Raw genomic sequence first — 19,631 nt, 5'->3', positions numbered from 1 at the left:
AAGTCAATGCACTAAAACGCTCCAGCAAAGTTTCAAGTGCCCTGTGCCGCACCCGAATTATTCATTCTGCATTTTAATTGCGAACAAATCGGTGCGACGATCTTTAAGGTTGGTCACAGATCCCTCGTTGCGAACCAGTTTCAGCTTTTCCAGGTCCATGTCCGAGAACATGATCATTTCGGTGTTCGGGGTCGTTTCTGCCATTACCGCATCGTGGGGAAAGGCAAAATCGGACGGTGAAAAGACCGAGGATTGCGCGTATTGAACGTCCAGATTCTCAACTTTGGGCAAGTTACCGACACTGCCCGTGATGACCACATAACATTCGTTTTCGATCGCCCGGGCCTGGGCGCAGTGACGCACACGCAAGTAGCCATTTTTGGTGTCAGTCCAGAACGGCACCATAATGATGTCCACGTTCTGATCGGCTGCGATTCGACCCAGCTCCGGAAATTCAATGTCGTAGCAGATCATGATCGCCACACGGCCGGCGTCGGTGTCAAACACCTGAAACTTATCACCCCCTTCGATTACCCAGTCGCGGCGCTCGTGCGGGGTGATGTGTATCTTGCGCTGCTCCTCGACCTGGCCGTCACGGTGACACAGGTAAGACACATTATAAACGCGGTCGTTCTCCAGCAATGGCATGGAACCGGTAATGATGTTGATGTTGTAACTGACCGCCATATCGGACATCTGGTCGCGAAACTGTTGGGTGAACCCAGCCAGGAATCGAATAGCCCGGGTTTGGTCCATTTGATCGGTCAGCCCCATCAGCGGTGCGTTGAAAAACTCGGGGAACAACGCGAAGTCGCTCTTATAATCCGATAGGGCATCAACGAAGTACTCGACTTGCTCAAGCACCTCCTCAACCGAGGTGAACTCCCGCATCTGCCACTGCACCGCACCAAGACGCACCTGCGTTTTTTTAACGTTCAGGACCGAGGAGGGCGGCGTGTAGAGGATGTTGTTCCACTCAAGCAGGGTGGCGTAACCCAGGGACTTCTCATCTTCTGGCAGGTACTTGTGCATCAGACGAGTGACCTGGAAGTCGTTCGACAACTGGAAGGTCAGTATCGGATCATAAATTTCTTTACGGTCTACCCGCTCAATGTACTCTGCCGGAGAATACTGTTCCGAGTATTTGTGGTAACTCGGAATACGGCCGCCGGCGAGAATAGCCCGCAGGTTCATGGATCGACACAGCTCCTTGCGTGCCTCATAGAGCCGACGGCCGAGACGGTAACCGCGGTATTCCGGATCAATGAATACATCCAGACCGTAAAGCGAGTCACCTTTGGCGTTGTGCCAGATCTTCTCATTTTTCAGAATCAGGTCGTCGTAGGTGTGCGGATTACTGAAGCGCTCATACTGGACCAGCACGGTCAATGCGACCGCGATCAGTTCGCCCGAATCCTCAATACAGATCTGACCGTCCGGAAATTGCTCAACCAGCGCCTCAATCGTTTCCTTGGGCCAGGCACCGCCGATGTCATCATAGATTCGATCCATCAGGGTTTTGAGCTGGTCGTAGTCGTCCAGTGTCAGGTTTCTGAGGTTCAGATGAAGTTCTTCATGGGCCATAGATTGGCAGCTCCCTACGGGTCGGAACATAATAAATAGTGCAACAGTTTACCAGAACGCCTTAAAGAGTTCGTCCAAGCAGCCGAAAACAGTCTATATCGAATTTCAATCCCAACTTATGTGAACCATAAGTGACTCGTTGTTAAAAGGATCCTCAATGTCGCGCCTATCTTTTGGCCAAAAGCTGTTATTTGCTGTTGGTATTCTGTTGATTTTGGTTATGGGCGTCTATGCCGTGATGGGCGACTCCCGTCTCACCAAAACCACCAATACCTATATTGACGCCTTGATAGAGGATGCGGTGGCTCAAAGTACATCCAGCATTGCTGAATGGCTCAACACGCGTCTGCGAATGACGGAGAGTGTTGCAAAAGCCCTTGAGGTCGCTGAAAACGACCAGCAGGCCAGGGCGATACTGCAGTCGGCGACCCAGGGCGGCGGGTTCAAGGATGTCTACGTGGGCCGGGACGATGGCTACATGCTCATGCCGACAGATGCGTCAGCCTCAACATTGCCGAATGACTATGATCCGCGGGTCAGACCCTGGTTCAAAAAAGCAAAAACCACCGGCAAGGCATCTTTCACTGACCCCTATCTGGATGCCGGTAGTGAAGAAACCATCATTTCCACACTGGCGCCGGTCAAGCGCGGTGTATACCAAGGCGTCGCAGGGGGCGATATATCCCTCAGCTCTATCGATAAAATTCTGGCAACGGTAACTCTGGCAGACACCGGGTTTGCGGCACTGATCAGCGATAAAGGCACCGTGCTCTATCACCCACAACGGGAACTTGTGGGCAAGCCAATTCGTGACTTTATCGGTCAGAAACCGGACCTGTCGGGCCAGGCCACAATCTTTGACATTGATAATGAACGTTGGCTGACCAGTTTTCACAAAATTAAAAGTGCCAAGGGGGTCGATTGGTACCTGGCGACCTTTGCAAACGAAAACCTGATCAATGCACCGGTCATGGAGGCCAGAGCCACCGGCATCATTGTTGCCTTGATCGCGCTGATCTTTTCGCTGGTCGTGCTGCACTTCATGATCCGTAGCCTGATGAAGCCGCTTCGTACGCTTCGGGATGCCATGGCTGACATCGCCAGTGGCGATGCTGACCTGACTCAGCGCCTGAACGATAACAGCGGCGATGAATTTGGTGCACTGGCCAAGAGCTTCAACAGTTTTGTCAGCAATATTCATACGGTTGTCCGGGATGTTCAGGCCGGCGCCTCCGAACTCGGCGGCAATGTGGTAGCGCTACGTAAAACCGCCAGTTCCAGTCGTCGCAGCGTTGAAGGCCAGCAATCTGAAATTGACATGATTGCAACCGCTATCAACGAGATGTCGGCGGCGGCGGGTGAAATTGCCCAGAATGCTCAGCAAACCGCCGACGCCGCCAACACGGCGGACAAGGAATCACGGGACTCACTGACGACCGTGGCCGCATCCCGGGACGCCGTACAAAGGCTATCAACCGAGATTACATCCGCGGCCGGGGTCATTGATAAACTTGGCACTGACGTCACCTCCATTACAACCGTGCTGGAAGTCATCAAGGGTATTGCGGAGCAGACCAACTTGTTGGCACTAAACGCTGCGATCGAGGCGGCCCGCGCTGGCGAAGCTGGCCGCGGTTTTGCGGTAGTGGCTGATGAAGTGCGCAACCTGGCTCGCAGAACTCAGGACAGTACAGAAGAAATCAACAACATGATTACACGCCTTCAAAAAGGCGCGAACGATGCTGTCGAGGTGATGCAGGCGTCCACTGCGGTATCCAATATCAGCATGGAAAAAGCGCAGGATGCCATGGAGGCGCTGAACCGGATCGCCAGTGCCATCACCTCCATCAGTGAGATGACCACCCAGATCGCAACCGCATCGGAAGAACAGACATCTGTAACCGAAGAGTTGAACGCTTCCATTACCCGTATCGCGGATCAGGGTCAGGAGGCGGCGGCGGCGGCCAGTGAGAATGATGTTTACAGCAGTCAGATTGAAACCGTTGGCCAGTCATTGAGCCAGAACGTGGAGCGCTTCAAGGTCTGAGGGCACTGGTCAGCGGTTTGGCACGTTCAATGCGGCGGCGTAGGGATTCCAGCGCTCGCCGCGCAATGGGTTCTGAATCCTCGGTTAAATAGGGATTCTTCAGCATCAGCACGGTACGTTCATTCAGGCGCAATCGCTCTATCGCCTCGAGGTAGTAAGTGGCCAGGTAGCCCGCAAAACTGTCGTCCTGAATGGCCCGCTCCAAACCCAGTTGCAGTCGATGCGCGACCACGATGTTGTTCGGCCCGGCAAACAGGTAAGACGGCATGGGGTACCCAAATAGCAGGTAAGGTTCCACGACCATTCCAGCGTCTTTCAGCCGCTCAAGGTCGAACAGCACTTCATTGACGCCGCGCGCAAAGCAATCAAAACGATCGTTATCAAGCATGCGGAACAGAATCTCAAATCGCGCACTGGTCACCACCGAGACGCCATTCGCCCGCAATATATCGGTGTCCGGCCAATGAAGTCCCTGACCAATGCGGAACCTTTGTTGCTGGAAATCGATCAGGCTATGGACACGGGAGAAACGTTTACGATTTTCCTTGTTGACCACACAGACCCGGAAACCCAGTAAGCCGCCGTCAATGGGAATGGGAACGGACAGCAGCGACTGCTCACGCTGAGGTGAGGTCGCAACATTGATGATATCGACAACCTTTGTATCGCCTTTGGCGAGCTCCCGTAATGCCCGACCTTGCCCCATCTCCGAGCTTCGGATCAGCCTGTAAGCGCCATACTCCGGAGTTTTATCAAGCGCCAGCTCAACCAGGGCTTTCACAGCCGGACTGTCGTAATTGCGATACCAGAGAATGTAGTCTGTGATTGTCGGGCTTGTGCCGGGCACCTGGGTCTCAGTGTTGGTTCCCTTCGCCCCGACAGGCAGTGCCAGGCAGGTGGCGAACAACGCCGCGAGTAATCGCCGTTTGGTGAGTCCTGAGGGCCTCAATAACGTAAACCGATCAAACGCCATGACCCACCACTCCATCTTTTGTCGCTCCTTAATGGCCCGATTAGTCTAGCTGCTTTTATAAAAAGCACCTGTGGAACAGGCATCCATGGAAATCCTTGTGCTCGGAAAGATCGCCTGCAATCATATTGGGATGAAATGACAGCCGAACAGGTTATACGAACCAAATTGGCTTCTGGGCACATGCAAAGGTCGCTCGGTCCCAGCCAGAGCCAAAGACCTAATATGAACCTGCAACTCGTCGCTCGCAACATGGAGTCTGTATGGCATTAATGGATCGTTTGATCGGTGCAACCGGCCATTGGTTGGAAAGCGTTGATGTGGACGCACCGATAACCCGGCCCCTGCAGTGGGTGCGAAAAACCAGTGGCTATGCCGCCGTGAATCGGCTCATAGGGCTGGCCATCCCGTTTGCGCCCCGAAACGGCTTTGCAGTGGAAGAGGTCAGACCGGGTTATGTCAGGGCCACCATCAAACTGAAAGGCAATAAGAACCATTTTGGCAGTTTGTACGCCGGGGCGTTTTTCCTGGTTGCCGAGATTCCCGGCGGCGTGCTGACGTTGTTTGATCTGGGCCCGGACTACACGCCCATCTTAAAAGAAATGACCCTGCAGTTTTTGCAGCCCGCCAATTCCGACGTCACGGTGGAATTTACGCTGGACGCCGAGACCATCGCCGCCATTAAAGCGGACGCCGATGCAACCGGGCGGGCGGCATTCAGTCTTGAGGGCACGTTGGTGGACAAGAATGGCGTACAGGTCGCCACGTCCGTTGCCCATTACCGAGTGCGTAAAAAAGGCTTTCAGTCGGCCTGAGGCGCCACCGACCCGAGTTCGGACAAGGTCTTGAGAAAGGCCTCTCCATAGCGTTCCAGCTTGGCCGCCCCAATGCCGCTGATGTCCCCCAGTTCAGCCAGGTTGGCCGGCCGGCGTTCCAGTATTTCAAACAGGGTGGTGTCGTGGAAGATCACATAGGGCGGCACGCCCTGCTCATCGGCCAGCGCCTTACGGCAAGCTCGCAGGGCGTCCCAGCCGACCTGATCGGTAATCTGTTCTTTGATCCGGCTGCCTTGGCTGGTGCCTTTTTTGGCTTTAACCACCGGATCTTTGCGCAACTGGACCGGGACTTCGCCTTTCAACAATGGCCGGCACGATTCCGTTAGCTGGAGCGCGCCGTAGCCCTCGGGGTCGGCTCGTAAATGGCCATTGGCCACCAACTGCCGAAAAACCGATTTCCAGTCGCTGGCGCTCATATCGGCGCCGATGCCAAACGTCGACACTACCTGGTGACCGGATTGCCGAATGCGTTCGTTTTCTGAGCCCCGAAGCACATCGATGAGATAGTTAACGCCAAACCGCTGGCCGGTCCGGTAAACGCAGGACAGCGCTTTTTGAACCGCGACGCTGCCGTCCCAGGTTTGCGGTGGGATCAAGCAGGTGTCGCAGTTGCCACAGGGTGTTTCCAGAGTGTCGCCGAAATAACGCAGCAGTGCCTGGCGACGGCAGGTGGTGATTTCACACAACCCCAGCATGGCATCCAGTTTCTGACGCTCGACCCGCTTAAAATGATCGTTACCCGCTGAACCCTCCAGCATCTGGCGCAGTTTGATCACATCCTGTAAGCCATACACCATCCAGGCCACCGAAGGGTTGCCATCGCGTCCCGCACGACCGGTCTCCTGATAGTAAGCTTCCAGACTCTTGGGCAAATCCAGGTGCGCAACAAAGCGGACATCCGGCTTGTCGATACCCATACCAAAGGCGATGGTTGCGACCACAATGACGCCTTCCTCCCGCAAGAACCGCTCCTGATTTTCGGCCCGCACTTCTGGGGGTAAACCCGCATGATAGGGGAGGGCTGTGTGCCCTTTGCTGCACAGCAGTTTTGCGGTGGCTTCTACTTTATTGCGTGACAGGCAGTAAACAATACCCGCCTCACCTTGATTCTCAGCCTTGATAAAATCCAGCAACTGTTTGTTTGCATTAGTCTTGGGGGCAATTCTGTACTGAATATTAGGGCGATCAAACCCGCTGATAAAGTGACGGGCTTCTGTCAGGGACAGGCGCTCAGCGATTTCTTTGCGGGTGCGCTCATCGGCGGTGGCGGTCAGCGCAATGCGTGGTACATGAGCAAATTCACGGGCAAGTATATCCAGGCCCAGGTAGTCCGCTCGGAAGTCGTGGCCCCATTGCGACACACAATGGGCTTCGTCGATGGCAAACAACGAGATCGACGCCTGATGCATCAACTCCAGTGTGCGGGGCTGCAATAACCGTTCAGGTGCACAGTACAGGAGATCCAATTCGCCCGTTAGCAGGGCATTTTCAGTATCGCGGGCCTGCTGGAAGTCCATGGTGGAGTTCAGGAATGCGGCACGCACGCCCAATTGCAACAAGGCCGCAACCTGGTCCTGCATCAGGGCTATCAATGGAGAAATGATCACCCCTGTGCCCGGTCTGACGAGCGCAGGAACCTGATAACACAGTGATTTGCCGCCGCCGGTCGGCATCAAAACCAGGGCGTTTCGACCTGCGACAATCTCATGAATTACATCGCCCTGAAGTGGACGAAACTCACCGTAACCAAAAACCTCATGTAATACAGTTTCTGGAGCGATATCGGATGTGTCAGGCTTGCGGCTGCTGAGTTGGTGAAAATCCATGATAAGGAATATCCAAACGCGCGAGGTAAGTGGCGGACGACATGTTAACAGAATCGAGTTCACAGTGCGGCCAATAACCGGATGGGCAGAGTGGGTGCTAAAGGTTTACAATGGCCAGATTTTTGATCCGATCTGCCCTGAAAATCACTAAAACGACAGGAAATTCATGCAGGAATTTGACGCCATCCGCCCTTATGGTGACGACGAAACCGAGGCCGCCATCGCGCGTTTGATCAACGATCAGGCGTTTTTAGATATGGTGAGCCGGTTCAAATCGCCAACCCTGAGCCGGTGGTTGCCTGGCTTGGTGCGCAGCGCGGTACAGCGTTGGCTGCATAAGCACTTTAACGGTGCAAAATCGATCGATGATGTACAAAGCAAGCTGTACCAGTATGTTGAGCAACTGATTGGTAAGACCACCACACGGGTCACGCTTTCCGGGCTGGAACACCTTGATAAGTCGAAGGCGTATCTCTTTATCTCCAACCATCGGGATATCGTGTTCGATCCGATGGTGGTCAACTATCTGCTGTATTCCAACGGCTTCCAGACCACCCGGATCGCCATTGGTGATAATCTGCTGCACAACCGCGTTTTTGCTGAGTTGATGCGTCTCAACAAGAGCTTCGTGGTGCGCCGGAATATACCCAGCCCACGGGAAATGCGGGATGCTTATCTGACGCTGTCGTCGTTTATCAACCACAGCATTGAAAGCAACCAGAGTATCTGGATCGCGCAAAGGGAAGGGCGGGCAAAAGACGGGCTTGACCAAACCGACCCGGCTATCACCAAAATGTTTTATATGTGCCGGAAAAAAAGTGGTGAAAATTTCTCCGAAGCCATGAACCGGCTGAATATTGTGCCGGTGTCCATCGCCTATGAATACGACCCCTGTGATCGCGACAAAGCCCGGGAACTGGAAATCCGGGGTCGGACAGGGGACTACGTTAAAGGCCCCAGCGAAGACACCAATCAGATCGTTAATGGCTTAATCGGTTTCAAAGGCCACGTTCACGTTCATTTTGGCAAATCCATTGATCAGGCGCCGGAAACACCGAAAGCACTGGCCTGCCACATTGACCGCGACATGCACGAAAATTACCACCTGCACGCATCGAATATTGCAGCCTACAACCTGAAAGGCATTCACCCGGCGGCGCATTCAACACCTGAGAGCGTCAGCGAAAGCGTGGTGACGGCGGAAACCTGGACACCCGCGGAGCTTGAAGCAGCCGAGGCAGAGCTGAACCGTCGGCTGGAAGCCTGCGACCCAGCCATTCGCCCCTATTTGATTGCCATGTACGCGAACCCGGTGGTCAGTGCACTGAAAGCACACACCGGTTCTCATCCGCAAGGCACTGTTGATACACTTTGATAGGTGTCACAGGCAGGTTCAGAGGCGCTCGACTTGCCTGCAGTGCTACGGAGAGTGAGAGTGAAAAGTGAAGAGTGGAACGCAACGAGTGTTTAGACCGTGAACCATTTAGCTCACCTGTTTCTGTCACAACCAACGGTGGAGTCCCGAGTCGGCAATCTGCTCGGCGACTTTGCCCAGGGGCTTGATGTCGATGCCTTATCCGACCAGGTCAGGGTAGGGTTGTACAATCACCGCGCCGTGGATGCTTTTACCGACCATCACCCTGATGTGCTGGCCTGCAAGCCGTTGTTTTCCGCCCAAAGACGGCGGTTTTCCGGTATTGCGCTGGATGTTCTGTTCGATCATTACCTGTTGCGCCACTGGGCTCGATTCACGCGCATTCCAAAACATCTGTTTATTGATTCGGTTTATCAGGATCTGGCAGCGGGGCGGGAGCTAATGCCATCACGCATGGCCGTTACCACCGCGCGCATGGTCGAACACGACTGGTTTAACGCGTATGCCCACCTGGACAACATTGGCTTCGCACTGGACAGGATCGCAGGGCGAATACGGTTTCCGAATCAATTTGAGGGGGTTATCGAGGAGATACGGGTATTGGATGCGGAACTGGAGGCGCGGTTCCTGAGGTTTTTTCCCGAACTTGTTGAAGACAACCGAAGGCGCGGGACGCCTTCGGCTGAGTAAGTCCATCGTTCACCCGGTCATTTGCACGGTGCCCCGCCTTCGAGGCAATCCCCCGCCTGTTGGGAACTGGCCTGAGATATCTGGCTTTCGGCCGGCACGCTGCGGGTCAACCAAACGTTGCCGCCAATGACCGATCCCTTGCCGATGGTAATACGGCCCAGAATGGTCGCGCCGGCGTAAACCACCACATCGTCTTCGACAATGGGGTGTCGCGGCTCACCTTTCTTGAGCGAGCCGGATTCGTCCTCTGAGAACCTTACGGCGCCGAGAGTGACGGCCTGGTACAACCTCACGCGCTCGCCAATAATGGCCGTTTCACCGATCACCACACCCGTGCCATGATCAACAAAAAACTGGTTACCAATCGTGGCACCGGGGTGGATATCAATGCCGGTCTCTGAGTGCGCTTTTTCGGCAATGATGCGGGCAATCAGCGGTAAACCCGCCAAATAGAATTCATGGGCAATGCGGTGATGAATAATGGCCCGTACGCCGGGGTAGCAGATCAGCACTTCGTCAACACAAGTAGCCGCCGGATCTCCGCGGTAGGCTGCGGTAACATCCAGATCGAGGGTACGACGAATCGCCGGCAGCTTCAGCGAAAACGTCTGAATAATTTTGCGGGTTGATTTTCGAAGCTCATACTCATCAAGCACTTGGCGCTTGTAGCTCAACTCAAGTCGAACTTGTTCCAGCAAGGCATTCAGGGTGTTATTCAGACGATAACCCACATAGAAGTCTTCGCCTTCCTTGGTGAGTTCCGATGGTCCCAGCCGCATTGGAAACAGAATGCCGCAGAGTGTTTCGATAATGGTATGAACCGCTTCCTGGGACGGCATCTCGCGGCTACCGAGCTCAAGGTCACGCCCTTCCTGTTCACGCCAGTCATGTCGGGCCGCTCGCAAACCTGTGATCACCTCACTCAGCGGCCATTCTGTGGCGGCCTGGTCATTGGCTACGGGTATTTGTGTGGGTGTTCTGGCTGTCATGGGATTCCCCGTGTCGTAATGATGCTGGCAGTGCTGCTCTGTTATTCAGATCCAAAGTGCAGATCTGTTGTTCAGATCTGTTGTTGAGATCTGTTGTTGAGATCTGTTGTTGAGATCTATAGTGCTAATCTGCAGTGCAGGCCGATAGTTTAATGACTTGCTTGGCATTTCGAAACCATTTCCCCCTGATCTATTTTCTCCCAAACCCTGCGGCTAAAACCATCCTGAATATTGCCGGTCGCAGACCATCAGATTCATGAATCTTATCTTTGTCACTCACATTGCAATTGGGGATGGTTGAAGTGGCCACCTGCGACTCAGTCGGCTGTCGGTTTCATTGCCGTTAATATTCGGTAGAATGCGGTCTACTTATTGTCCTGGCATCTATTAATTGAGGTTACCCGTGAGCTATCTGGAATGCATTGAAATCGAAACCAACCCATCACCCGATGCGGCGGTTATCTGGCTGCATGGCCTCGGCGCCAGCGGCCATGATTTTGAGCCGGTGGTTCCGGAGCTGGGGCTCCCAGGCAATGCAGCGGTCCGCTTTGTCTTTCCCCACGCGCCAAACCTCCCGGTCACCATCAATGGTGGCATGCGGATGCCTGCCTGGTACGACATCAAAGCCATGGACATCGACCGGACTGTGGACGTTGTGCAACTGGAAGCCTCCGCCAAAGCCATCGGTAAACTGGTAGAGCGTGAAATTGAACGAGGTGTTGATAGCCGACGCATCATCATTGCGGGGTTTTCTCAAGGCGGGGCGGTCGCCTATGAGTTCGGCCTGAGTTATCCAAAACCGCTGGCCGGTATTCTAGGAATGTCGACGTATCTCGCAACCGCCGATACGGTTCAGGTTTCAGAGGCCAACCGGAATATTCCGATCAAGATTTACCATGGCACCCGGGACCCTATGGTTCCGGAAACCCTGGGTCGGAAGAGCGTGGACACCTTGAAAGCCATGGGCTACGCGCCGGAATATCAGACTTATCCAATGGAACACAGCGTCTGCCTGGAAGAGATTATTGATGTCGGCAAATTTATAACGGCCCGCCTCCAGCCTAAGTGAAGAAAGCGGGCAGTATAGCCGTTCAGAACGACTGGCTGGGTAGAACTACTGGTCGTACTGGCCCAGCTTGTTGAACTGCATCATCTGTCTCAGTTCCTTAATGTATTCGTCGCCGCGTTCGGAATACTTCCCGAGCCCGGCGGCCAATGCACTCCCGGTCGCTGTATTACCACTGTCACGCAGTGTTTCACGGATCGACCGTAACGGGGCGTAGGCTTTGTGGCTGTTGAGGTTGTGAATATAGCGCTCAACGGACTCCTCCGGTGAATCAAACTCTGCCACTTCGTGCGCTTTTCCCGCATCACGACTGTTCGGCACCAAGCCGCAGCCCTCAGTGAAACACCATTGGCCATAATAGTTATTTCCCTTCGTGGCAAATCGCGATGTACCCCAGGCACTTTCATTGGCCGCCTGAGCCAGTGCGAGCGACGGCGGTACCACGTCTACCCGGCGCAACAGGGTCTTCCAGTCTGCCTTTGAACTGACGTCAAAGGCATCCATGCCATAATACTCGGCAAGATCTTCAACATCTCCGCGATCCCACCAGCCCAAATCGCCCGGTGCCTGAGCCCAGACTTCCAGTTCATCGCGAGTTGCCTGTATCTCCTGGTTGTGCTGCTGCACAATCGGCAGAAAATAGCTGAAAAAAGCACCTTTACGCTCCGCTCCGGCTTCGTAATCAGTAAAGTCCGGGGCACCGGATGTGCTGACCCAGATAACCAAACCCATTACGACAACCGCGATGCCGGCCGCTAGCCCCATTCGTTTTGTTTTGTTTGCTTCGATCATTCATTAATCCCGTTCTTGATCACGTTCAATACCGTTCATTACCGCTCTGTCCGCCCGCTGCGACACTCACAATGATGCGGCAACCGGTACCTGATGGGGTTTTACGCCACCTGATTTGCCATGGATCAGGTGGCGGCTGAGGCCAATTCAGCAGGCAATACAGGTGACCCGAGGCTAAGTAACCTCAGAATATAAACTTTTTATAACGCAGGAACGATTTAGCTCGCCAAGGTTCAGACCGGTTAACACCTGTTAATCGAGGATATGCCCGTGCATCGCTTACTGTTTTTGCTTTTATTGATTCCGGCCACAACGTTTGCCCTCGAGTGGAGCAGTGGACCGACCAAAACTGACATCGTAGAGCTCTATACCTCTGAGGGCTGCAGCAGCTGCCCGCCCGCAGACCGCTGGCTGAGCTCGCTGAAGGACCGGCCCGGTGTCTTTTCCGAGTTTATTCCGATGGCCTTTCATGTGGACTATTGGGATTATATTGGCTGGAAAGACCAGTTTGCTAAACCAGCTTACAGCGAACGCCAACGGCAATACGTGCGCAAGGGACATGTGAGCCAGCCCTATACGCCGGGCATTGTGATTAACGGCAAGGAATGGCGACAGTGGTTTCGAGGCCAGCGTCGATGGGATCCCTCAGGCGAGGCGGCAGGCAACCTTTCAACCACGATTGAAAACGGCACGTTGACGGCCCAATACAGCGGGCAGGGCGCCGGCCAACTGCACATTGCCTACCTCGGAATGGGGATCACCAGCAAAATAAAAGCAGGAGAAAACAGGGGTAAGTTCTTGTTCCACGATTTTGTGGTTCTCGACGTGTTGTCTGTGCCCGGCACCCAGGAGTGGAGCGTATTGCTGCCTCCCACACCGGAGGCGGGCCAGGAAAAGACCGCAATGGCTGTCTGGATTTCGCCCTCAGACTCGCCAATAATTCTTCAGTCTGTGGGCGGTTATCTTGAATAAAAAACCTTCTCGAGTACTGATTTTGATTTAAATGTTTGTAATATATAGACAATACATCGATTTTCACTGGATTGTTGCACCCAGATAGCGCAGCGTATACAGGTCCACTGGACGGACCGTTTCGATGGTTCGGCTACGAACACGTAAACAATGAGGTAACACAATGACTAAAAATATCTCCGCAATCATGGCTATCTCAGTACTCGGCGTTTGGGCTGCCCCAAGTTACGCTGACATGTACAAATCCAGCGATGTCGGACTTTACGCCGGTGGTAACTACACCTTTGTGAATGTGGATGGTAACGGCTTTGACGCTGACCTTGGCACCTTGTCTGGTAAGGTCGGGGCCAATGTCACACCGTTTTTGGGTTTGGAAGCTCGCGCCGGCTTTGGCGTTGATGATGACACTCAAAACGGTGTTGAGCTGTCTGCCGACAATTTCTTTGGCGGTTACGCCACCCTTAATCTTGCAAATGAATCGCCGGCAACGCCCTATGCGATTTTCGGTTTTACTCGCTATGAGCTGGAGGCACAGTCTTTTTTTGGCACGGTCTCGGATAGCGAAAGCGATTTCTCCTACGGTCTTGGTGTGAACCTGGCACTTTCGGAAGAACTGTCTGGCAACATTGAGTACATGCGTTATTTCGACAAAGACGATGTCACCATCGACGGCATAGGCCTGGGCCTGACCGTTAATTTTTAAAGAAAACTCACGAACGGAGATGGACGGTTGTTCCGTCCATAACCAGCAGTCCACTGGGGCTCCTCATTGAATGTTTGAGGAGCCCTGAGAGCTGACTCAAGATTCATTCAATATTGCTAATCGCCTGCGCCTGAACAATCAAACCCGTTTATCAATCATAAGACTACCTTCCAGCCCAAAAACATCCGGTGCCGGTTGCCTTGGATTGTTCCTTTTAAGCCAACCTTGTTCGCTCAGATTGCCCCGCTCCGCGTGGAAAGCCTCCACAACCAATCACTTGGTAGCAGTTGACGCCAGAACTCCGGATGCTAACCTTCGTTACGGGGCTTAGGTTGTGAACCCCGAAAACCAGTCAACGCCTCTTCTGTTCTACTTTTGAGGAACTCACTTGAAACTCCAGGCTAACTCTTCGCGGCATTTTTTGTAAGGACGTCGCTCTGAGACAAGAGGTTTGATGAGCAGCAACACAGCCGGGGGTTACTTTCTGCCTTTACTGAAATATTTTGTCGCACTGCTATTATGTGCCGGCCTGCTGTCGGCGCAGGCCTCTGTGCGTTCCGAATATGAGGTTAAAGCTGCCTTTCTTTATAATTTTACCCGGTTTATCAGTTGGACCGAGCAGCCGGACAACAAAGCGGCACTGAAAGTGTGTGTGATTGGCGACACGCCCTTCGGCAACTTGCTCCAACCTCTGGCCGGAAGAACCTCACAGGGTAGGGCGCTGGAGATCACGAATCCTGACAATATTGCGGCCAAACAAGGCTGCAATGTGGTGTTCGTAAGTGAATCTGAAAGCCGCAATTTACCGGCGATCATCGCTCAAGCTGAAGCACAGAAAATCATTACAATCAGTGATATACCAAATTTTGTTGATAGCGGTGGGATCATCGGATACGTCAAGCAAGGCAATGTTATCCGGTTTGAAATTAACCTCCTGGCCGCCAACGCGGTCGGCCTGAACATCAATTCACGTCTGCTAGAGCTGGCTTCAAGGGTGATTCGATGACCCGGCACTGGCAATGGCGTTACTGGCCCCTGAAGGCCAAACTCCTGTTCTTGACGCTCTCAACCAGCACCCTCGGTATCGTTCTGGTATGTGCGAGCCTGATTGTGGTTGAGAACAAAAGCTATCAGCGACAGCTTGAATCAGAGCTGCATGTAATCGCGGGCATATTGGCCGAACAGTCCGCCGCGGCCTTGGTGTTTGAGGACAACAACCAGCTAACGAGCATCCTTTCGAGTTTGCGAAGAATAGAGACCATTCGTCAGGTTTGTGTTTTTGATGCCTCAGGCGGTGTCATGAGCGCACTTAACAGCGAACGCGAAGAAAGCTGTCCCGATATCAATTACGCACAGCCAATGGGTTTTTCTGACAATTACTACCGACTCCTGCAGCCGGTAACTCTGGACGATGAAACCGTCGGTCATCTCTATCTCATCTCCGACCTCAAGGCCCTGAGAGCCCATATACAGACTTTTATATTCATAGCCCTGAGCATCGGCGCACTCATTCAGCTGGGGCTCGTGTTCGTCGCCCTCAAGCTTCAACGGGTCGTTTCCGAACCTATATTGGCCCTGTCAGGGACAGCCGAAAGAATTGCCCAGGAGCACGACTATTCGATTCGCGCGCCTGTATCCGGGCAAGACGAACTTGGCCGCCTGGGGTCGACCTTTAATGACATGATTGAAACCATTCAACAGCAGAACCGACGAATCCTTGAGAGCCGGGATAGCCTGGAACGGATTGTCGAAAACAGGACCTCACAACTGAGCCTGGCAAACAAAGAACTGGAGGCATTCAGCTACTCCGTATCACACGACCTCAGGCAACCATTGAGGGCAATCGAAGGGTTTGGCCAGGCTCTGGAAGAAGATTGTGAGGGTCAACTGAACGATACCGGAAAAGATTATCTGCGCCGGATTCGGGCGGCCAGCGTGAGAATGGGGAACCTGATTGACGGCTTGCTGGTTTTATCCCGCGTAAGCAGACAACCGCTGGAGAACCAACGGTTCAACCTCAGTGACATGCTGCAGGAAATTACCGAAGAGCTGAACGACATCCATTCGCCGCTTCCAACGGACGTCTGTATTCAATCAGACGTATGGCTCGTCGGCGACGATCGGATGCTGCGCATTGCTTTTCAGAACCTTCTGGAAAATGCTTGGAAATACAGTGCTAAAGAAGAGAAAAGGGTGATCGACGTGTCCGCGACTTCCGAGGCCAACTATATTACGATTGCGGTGAAAGACAATGGTGTCGGCTTTGACATGAGGTACGTCAGTAAACTCTTTGTCGCCTTTAATCGCTTGCACGCGCCGTCGGAGTTTAGCGGGACGGGCATTGGCCTTGCCACGGTATCACGGGTAATCCGACGGCACAGCGGTGACATCTTTGCCACATCGGACGTTGGCGCCGGCGCAACTTTTTACGTCAAGTTGCCAATTTTGCCTGATGGGCACTAGACTTATAACCTAATTGCACCACTGCGGGCGGCTCCGCACCATTCAGCTGTTAAACACGGAATTTCGGGCAACATGGATGAGTATTCAATATTGGTAGTAGAAGATAATCCAGATGATCAGGTTTTGACCGTTCGAGCGTTGAAAAAGGCCTCCAGAAAAAGTCAGGTTATAGTGTTGGAAGACGGCCAGGAAGCGTTGGATTTCCTATTTGGGAGCGACACTCAAGAGCCCTGTAAACAACTGGATCAACTTGGCGTCATATTACTCGACGTCAAATTGCCACGGGTCAACGGACTGGAAGTATTAAAGAAAATCCGTGCGTCGACACGGACGGACTGGTTGCCAGTGGTTATGATTACGTCTTCGGATGAACCGGCAGAATTGGTCGAAGCCTACCGTTTGGGCGCCAATAGCTATGTGACGAAGTCAATCGATTACCGAGAATTTGAAGAGCAGATGGCCGTGCTCGCTCGATATTGGTTGAAGGTCAATAAAGTCCCGAAAGCAGATTCCGTTCGCACGCTCTAAAAAGGTAGCCCTCGTGATTGAAACAGACAGCCGTTTGAGGATGTTAGTAGTAGAAGACTCTCAAGACGATGCGTTTCTTCTCCTGAGAGAGTTGAGAAAAGGTGGGGTTGATCCTTTTTATCAAGTCGTTGACAGCGAAGAGGACATGGAGAAGGCTCTCCGGGGCGGCATGTGGGATATTGCCATTACCGATCATAATATGCCGGGCTTTACATCCTTCAGGGTTCTGGAGCTGACACAAAAATACTGTTCGGACTTACCGGTAATTATCGTCTCTGGGCTCATTGGTGAAGATGTGGCCGTCAGTGCCATGAAGGCCGGCGCCCAAGACTATATTATGAAGAACAATCTCTCCCGACTCATCCCTGCCATCAGCAGGGAGGTTCGTGAAGGTTCTGTTCGTAAGGCGAAACGCAAGGCTGAATCCACGCTGCAGCATATGGCTTACCATGACAGCTTGACCAATCTCGCCAATCGCCGCGAATTTGAGCGTAACCTGTCCCAGGCCCTTCAGGATTCGCACGAAACAGGTCGCCGCCATGCGCTGCTCTATCTCGATCTGGATCAGTTCAAGATTATCAACGACACCTGTGGGCACATAGCCGGTGACGCGCTACTTAAACAAATAGCCAAACTCCTGGCTCGCCACATCCGAGCTGACGATACGTTGGCCAGGCTGGGGGGCGATGAGTTTGGCGTGCTGCTTCGGGGGTGCGACGCAACCCACGCGAGTAAGGTCGCGGAAACCTTGTGCGAGGAAGCCCGGGAATTCAAATTTGTCTGGCAAAACAAGCCGTTTTCGGTGTCTTTGAGTGTTGGCATGGTCGTCATCAGCAACGAATACAAATCGTCCAGCGAACTGCTTAGCCATGCTGATCTGGCCTGTTATGCCGCAAAAGACCGGGGCCGCAACAATGTGCAGCTCTACCAGGCCAATGACAAAGAAATGCAGCAGCGCCAAACAGATATGCAATGGACCAGCAGTCTCCAGCATGCGCTTCAGACTAACAGTTTTTTCCTGTACCACCAGGAAATGATTCCATTGCAAGCCCACAGTGCTGACGGTTTCCGCACGGAATTCCTGGTCAGGCTTCAGCAGGGCAGCAGCATTGTCCCTCCGGGTGCCTTTATCCCGGCGGCCGAACGTTTCGGCCTGATGCCTCGAATTGACCGCCAGGTCATAAACATGGCTTTCCAATATCTTGACCGCACGGGGCTCGGGCGCGAACCAACCGGAACGTTTTTCATCAACTTATCGGGTGGATCATTCAGTGATGGAGAACTTTTCAACTTCATAAAAAAACTGGTGGATAAGCACCGGATATTGCCTCAAAGAATCTGTTTTGAAATAACTGAGACGGCTGCAATTGCCAATCTGGACCAAACCATTTGCTTTATAAAACAGGCCAGACAGGATGGGTTCGAATTTGCGCTGGACGATTTTGGTTCAGGTATGAGTTCATTCTCCTACCTCAAGGCATTGCCGGTGGATTATCTTAAGGTGGACGGTGGTTTTGTCCGCAACCTCCTCGAAGACCCCATTGATTTGGGTATTGTCGATGCGTGCAACCGCATTGGTCATGCAGCGGGACTGAAAACGATTGCCGAGTTTGTTGAAAACGACGCCGTCAAACAAAGACTTACCGAACTAGGGCTAGACTATGCTCAAGGCTATGGCATAGCTATGCCCAAGCCGCTCCATTAAACAAGGTATCAGGCAGCAGTAGGGCAAACCCAATCTGCCCGTGTCTCGAGCCTGTAAAAGGATGTTTCATGTTTGAAAATGGTGACTTGATTTTACGCCATCTGGAAAAGCTTGGCGTTGAGTATGTGTTCGGAGTCCCCGGCGGCAGTATCGAGCCGTTCTTCAATGCCCTTGCACGCAGTGAACGCAGAGGCGGCATCCGCGCGATCATTGCAAGGCATGAAGCCGGGGCAGCTTTTATGGCTGAAGGTTATGCCCGGGAGACGGGTAAACTCGGAGTTTGCTGCTCTACAGCGGGACCAGGTGCGACCAACCTGATCACGGGGGTGGCGTCAGCGTATGCTGAAGACATCCCGATGCTGGTTATTTCCGCCCAAACCTCGCTGGAAAAATTTGGGCAAGGTTCTTTGCAAGAAACATCCTGCACCAGCATTAATACTGTGGAAATGTTTTCCAACTGTACTCGATACAGCACACTGGTATCTCATTCCGCTCAGTTAGAATCCAAGCTACTGCAATCAATAAGCTATGCACTCAGCAACCAGCCGGGACCAGTTCATTTGGGCATCCCACTGGACGTCATGAGGCAACGTATTCCCGATGTCTCAGATGGCCCCAATCTTCGACCATTCATCAATCATGACGTGGCTCCAAGTCCCGAATGTATTCACCAGCTTTTTAAAGAATTAGCTAGTGTTTCGAGAGCAACTCTTGTTTTAGGGGAGGGGGCAGCCAAATCCGTTGATATTTTGATAGCGCTCGCAGAGTCCCGAGGTTGGAATATTGTTACTACACCGAGAGGCAAAGGACTAATAGATAGCAATCATCCACTTTATTGCGGTGTTTTCGGGTTTGCCGGCCACGACAGTGCAGCGGAAGCTCTCAAGCCAAAAAATGCTGAAAAAGTGGTTGTCATTGGTGCTGCGCTTGATGAGGTTTCAACTTCTGGCTGGGATCCAAACGCCATATTGTCCGATCGGTTAATTCACCTGTCCCATAATCCCGGGCATTTAAGCCGTTCATCAATAGCTCGCATGATTGTCTTGGGATCACCGAAACAGGTACTAGAGCCTCTCGCAAAACTA

17 protein-coding genes are annotated in these 19,631 nt (G+C 53.0%); 12 read left to right on the top strand and 5 right to left on the bottom strand.

The genetic code is table 11. From position 1 onward, the window contains the following. Positions 1–57: 57 nt before the first annotated feature. Positions 58–1,584 carry a bifunctional GNAT family N-acetyltransferase/carbon-nitrogen hydrolase family protein gene (locus GRX64_RS03700; RefSeq protein WP_166263845.1) on the bottom strand — a complete coding sequence of 509 codons (1,527 nt, stop codon included), beginning with the start codon at positions 1,582–1,584 and terminating at the stop codon, positions 58–60. A gap of 157 nt (positions 1,585–1,741) precedes the next feature. On the opposite strand from GRX64_RS03700, the gene GRX64_RS03695 reads away from it, so the two are divergent. Next, positions 1,742–3,631 (top strand): methyl-accepting chemotaxis protein, encoded by a 1,890-nt coding sequence (locus tag GRX64_RS03695; RefSeq protein WP_166263844.1) that lies wholly within the window; start codon positions 1,742–1,744, stop codon positions 3,629–3,631. On the opposite strand, the gene GRX64_RS03690 is transcribed toward GRX64_RS03695, so the two are convergent. Then, the gene (locus tag GRX64_RS03690) at positions 3,621–4,619 is read right to left on the bottom strand and encodes a hypothetical protein (RefSeq protein WP_235937509.1); all 999 of its coding nucleotides are present in this window, start codon (positions 4,617–4,619) and stop codon (positions 3,621–3,623) included. The genes GRX64_RS03695 and GRX64_RS03690 overlap by 11 nt on opposite strands. 245 nt (positions 4,620–4,864) lie before the next feature. On the opposite strand from GRX64_RS03690, the gene GRX64_RS03685 reads away from it, so the two are divergent. Next, on the top strand, positions 4,865–5,416 hold the full coding sequence (locus tag GRX64_RS03685) for a DUF4442 domain-containing protein (RefSeq protein WP_166263843.1): 552 nt from the start codon (positions 4,865–4,867) through the stop codon (positions 5,414–5,416). On the opposite strand, the gene recQ is transcribed toward GRX64_RS03685, so the two are convergent. Beyond that, positions 5,404–7,263, bottom strand: coding sequence for a DNA helicase RecQ (gene recQ, locus GRX64_RS03680; protein ID WP_235937508.1), 1,860 nt, complete (start codon positions 7,261–7,263; stop codon positions 5,404–5,406). The genes GRX64_RS03685 and recQ overlap by 13 nt on opposite strands. 166 nt (positions 7,264–7,429) lie before the next feature. On the opposite strand from recQ, the gene GRX64_RS03675 reads away from it, so the two are divergent. Then, the gene (locus GRX64_RS03675; RefSeq protein WP_166263842.1) at positions 7,430–8,638 is read left to right on the top strand and encodes a lysophospholipid acyltransferase family protein; all 1,209 of its coding nucleotides are present in this window, start codon (positions 7,430–7,432) and stop codon (positions 8,636–8,638) included. Positions 8,639–8,737: 99 nt separating this feature from the next. Beyond that, positions 8,738–9,328: an acyl carrier protein phosphodiesterase gene (locus tag GRX64_RS03670; RefSeq protein WP_166263841.1), complete on the top strand. Its 591-nt coding sequence runs from the start codon at positions 8,738–8,740 to the stop codon at positions 9,326–9,328. A gap of 17 nt (positions 9,329–9,345) precedes the next feature. Here GRX64_RS03670 and epsC read toward each other — a convergent pair whose 3' ends face one another. Continuing rightward, positions 9,346–10,317 (bottom strand): serine O-acetyltransferase EpsC, encoded by a 972-nt coding sequence (epsC, locus tag GRX64_RS03665; protein ID WP_166263840.1) that lies wholly within the window; start codon positions 10,315–10,317, stop codon positions 9,346–9,348. A gap of 403 nt (positions 10,318–10,720) precedes the next feature. Here epsC and GRX64_RS03660 point away from each other — a divergent pair, with 403 nt between their 5' ends. After that, positions 10,721–11,386, top strand: coding sequence for an alpha/beta hydrolase (locus tag GRX64_RS03660; protein ID WP_166263839.1), 666 nt, complete (start codon positions 10,721–10,723; stop codon positions 11,384–11,386). 45 nt (positions 11,387–11,431) lie between these two features. On the opposite strand, the gene GRX64_RS03655 is transcribed toward GRX64_RS03660, so the two are convergent. Next, a complete protein-coding gene (locus GRX64_RS03655) occupies positions 11,432–12,175 on the bottom strand; it encodes a glucosaminidase domain-containing protein (RefSeq protein ID WP_207308721.1) in 744 nt (247 codons plus the stop codon). Positions 12,176–12,445: 270 nt separating this feature from the next. Between GRX64_RS03655 and GRX64_RS03650 the strand changes: the two genes are divergently transcribed. The 7 genes from GRX64_RS03650 to GRX64_RS03620 form a co-directional block, all read left to right on the top strand. Next, positions 12,446–13,147: a DUF1223 domain-containing protein gene (locus tag GRX64_RS03650; protein WP_235937507.1), complete on the top strand. Its 702-nt coding sequence runs from the start codon at positions 12,446–12,448 to the stop codon at positions 13,145–13,147. A 163-nt stretch (positions 13,148–13,310) separates the two neighbouring features. Then, positions 13,311–13,850, top strand: a complete 540-nt coding sequence (locus GRX64_RS03645) for a porin family protein (protein WP_166263837.1) — start codon at positions 13,311–13,313, stop codon at positions 13,848–13,850. A gap of 454 nt (positions 13,851–14,304) precedes the next feature. Next, entirely contained in the window at positions 14,305–14,856 is a 552-nt protein-coding gene (locus GRX64_RS03640; RefSeq protein ID WP_166263836.1) for a YfiR family protein, read from the top strand. Next, complete coding sequence (locus GRX64_RS03635; RefSeq protein ID WP_166263835.1) at positions 14,853–16,313, top strand: ATP-binding protein; 1,461 nt, start codon at positions 14,853–14,855, stop codon at positions 16,311–16,313. Before GRX64_RS03640 ends, GRX64_RS03635 begins: the two co-directional genes overlap by 4 nt. 72 nt (positions 16,314–16,385) lie before the next feature. Beyond that, a complete protein-coding gene (locus GRX64_RS03630; RefSeq protein ID WP_166263834.1) occupies positions 16,386–16,841 on the top strand; it encodes a response regulator in 456 nt (151 codons plus the stop codon). Between the two features lie 13 nt (positions 16,842–16,854). Further along, positions 16,855–18,546 (top strand): GGDEF domain-containing response regulator, encoded by a 1,692-nt coding sequence (locus GRX64_RS03625; RefSeq protein WP_235937506.1) that lies wholly within the window; start codon positions 16,855–16,857, stop codon positions 18,544–18,546. A 68-nt stretch (positions 18,547–18,614) separates the two neighbouring features. Continuing rightward, a partial coding sequence (locus GRX64_RS03620; RefSeq protein WP_166263833.1) for a thiamine pyrophosphate-binding protein occupies positions 18,615–19,631 on the top strand: 1,017 nt, incomplete at its 3' end.

This window comes from Marinobacter caseinilyticus (assembly GCF_011074955.1).
GTDB lineage: Bacteria > Pseudomonadota > Gammaproteobacteria > Pseudomonadales > Oleiphilaceae > Marinobacter > Marinobacter caseinilyticus.
The sequence above is the reverse complement of the archived record's forward strand: the minus strand, read 5'-3'. Positions and strand labels throughout refer to the sequence as shown.

Coding starts and splice junctions, on each gene's coding strand:
- GRX64_RS03700 (WP_166263845.1), bottom strand. CDS start 1,584: ATGGCCCATGAAGAACTTCATCTGAACCTCAGAAACCTGACACTGGAC.
- GRX64_RS03695 (WP_166263844.1), top strand. CDS start 1,742: ATGTCGCGCCTATCTTTTGGCCAAAAGCTGTTATTTGCTGTTGGTATT.
- GRX64_RS03690 (WP_235937509.1), bottom strand. CDS start 4,619: ATGGAGTGGTGGGTCATGGCGTTTGATCGGTTTACGTTATTGAGGCCC.
- GRX64_RS03685 (WP_166263843.1), top strand. CDS start 4,865: ATGGCATTAATGGATCGTTTGATCGGTGCAACCGGCCATTGGTTGGAA.
- recQ (WP_235937508.1), bottom strand. CDS start 7,263: ATGGATTTTCACCAACTCAGCAGCCGCAAGCCTGACACATCCGATATC.
- GRX64_RS03675 (WP_166263842.1), top strand. CDS start 7,430: ATGCAGGAATTTGACGCCATCCGCCCTTATGGTGACGACGAAACCGAG.
- epsC (WP_166263840.1), bottom strand. CDS start 10,317: ATGACAGCCAGAACACCCACACAAATACCCGTAGCCAATGACCAGGCC.
- GRX64_RS03655 (WP_207308721.1), bottom strand. CDS start 12,175: ATGATCGAAGCAAACAAAACAAAACGAATGGGGCTAGCGGCCGGCATC.
- GRX64_RS03645 (WP_166263837.1), top strand. CDS start 13,311: ATGACTAAAAATATCTCCGCAATCATGGCTATCTCAGTACTCGGCGTT.
- GRX64_RS03640 (WP_166263836.1), top strand. CDS start 14,305: ATGAGCAGCAACACAGCCGGGGGTTACTTTCTGCCTTTACTGAAATAT.
- GRX64_RS03635 (WP_166263835.1), top strand. CDS start 14,853: ATGACCCGGCACTGGCAATGGCGTTACTGGCCCCTGAAGGCCAAACTC.
- GRX64_RS03630 (WP_166263834.1), top strand. CDS start 16,386: ATGGATGAGTATTCAATATTGGTAGTAGAAGATAATCCAGATGATCAG.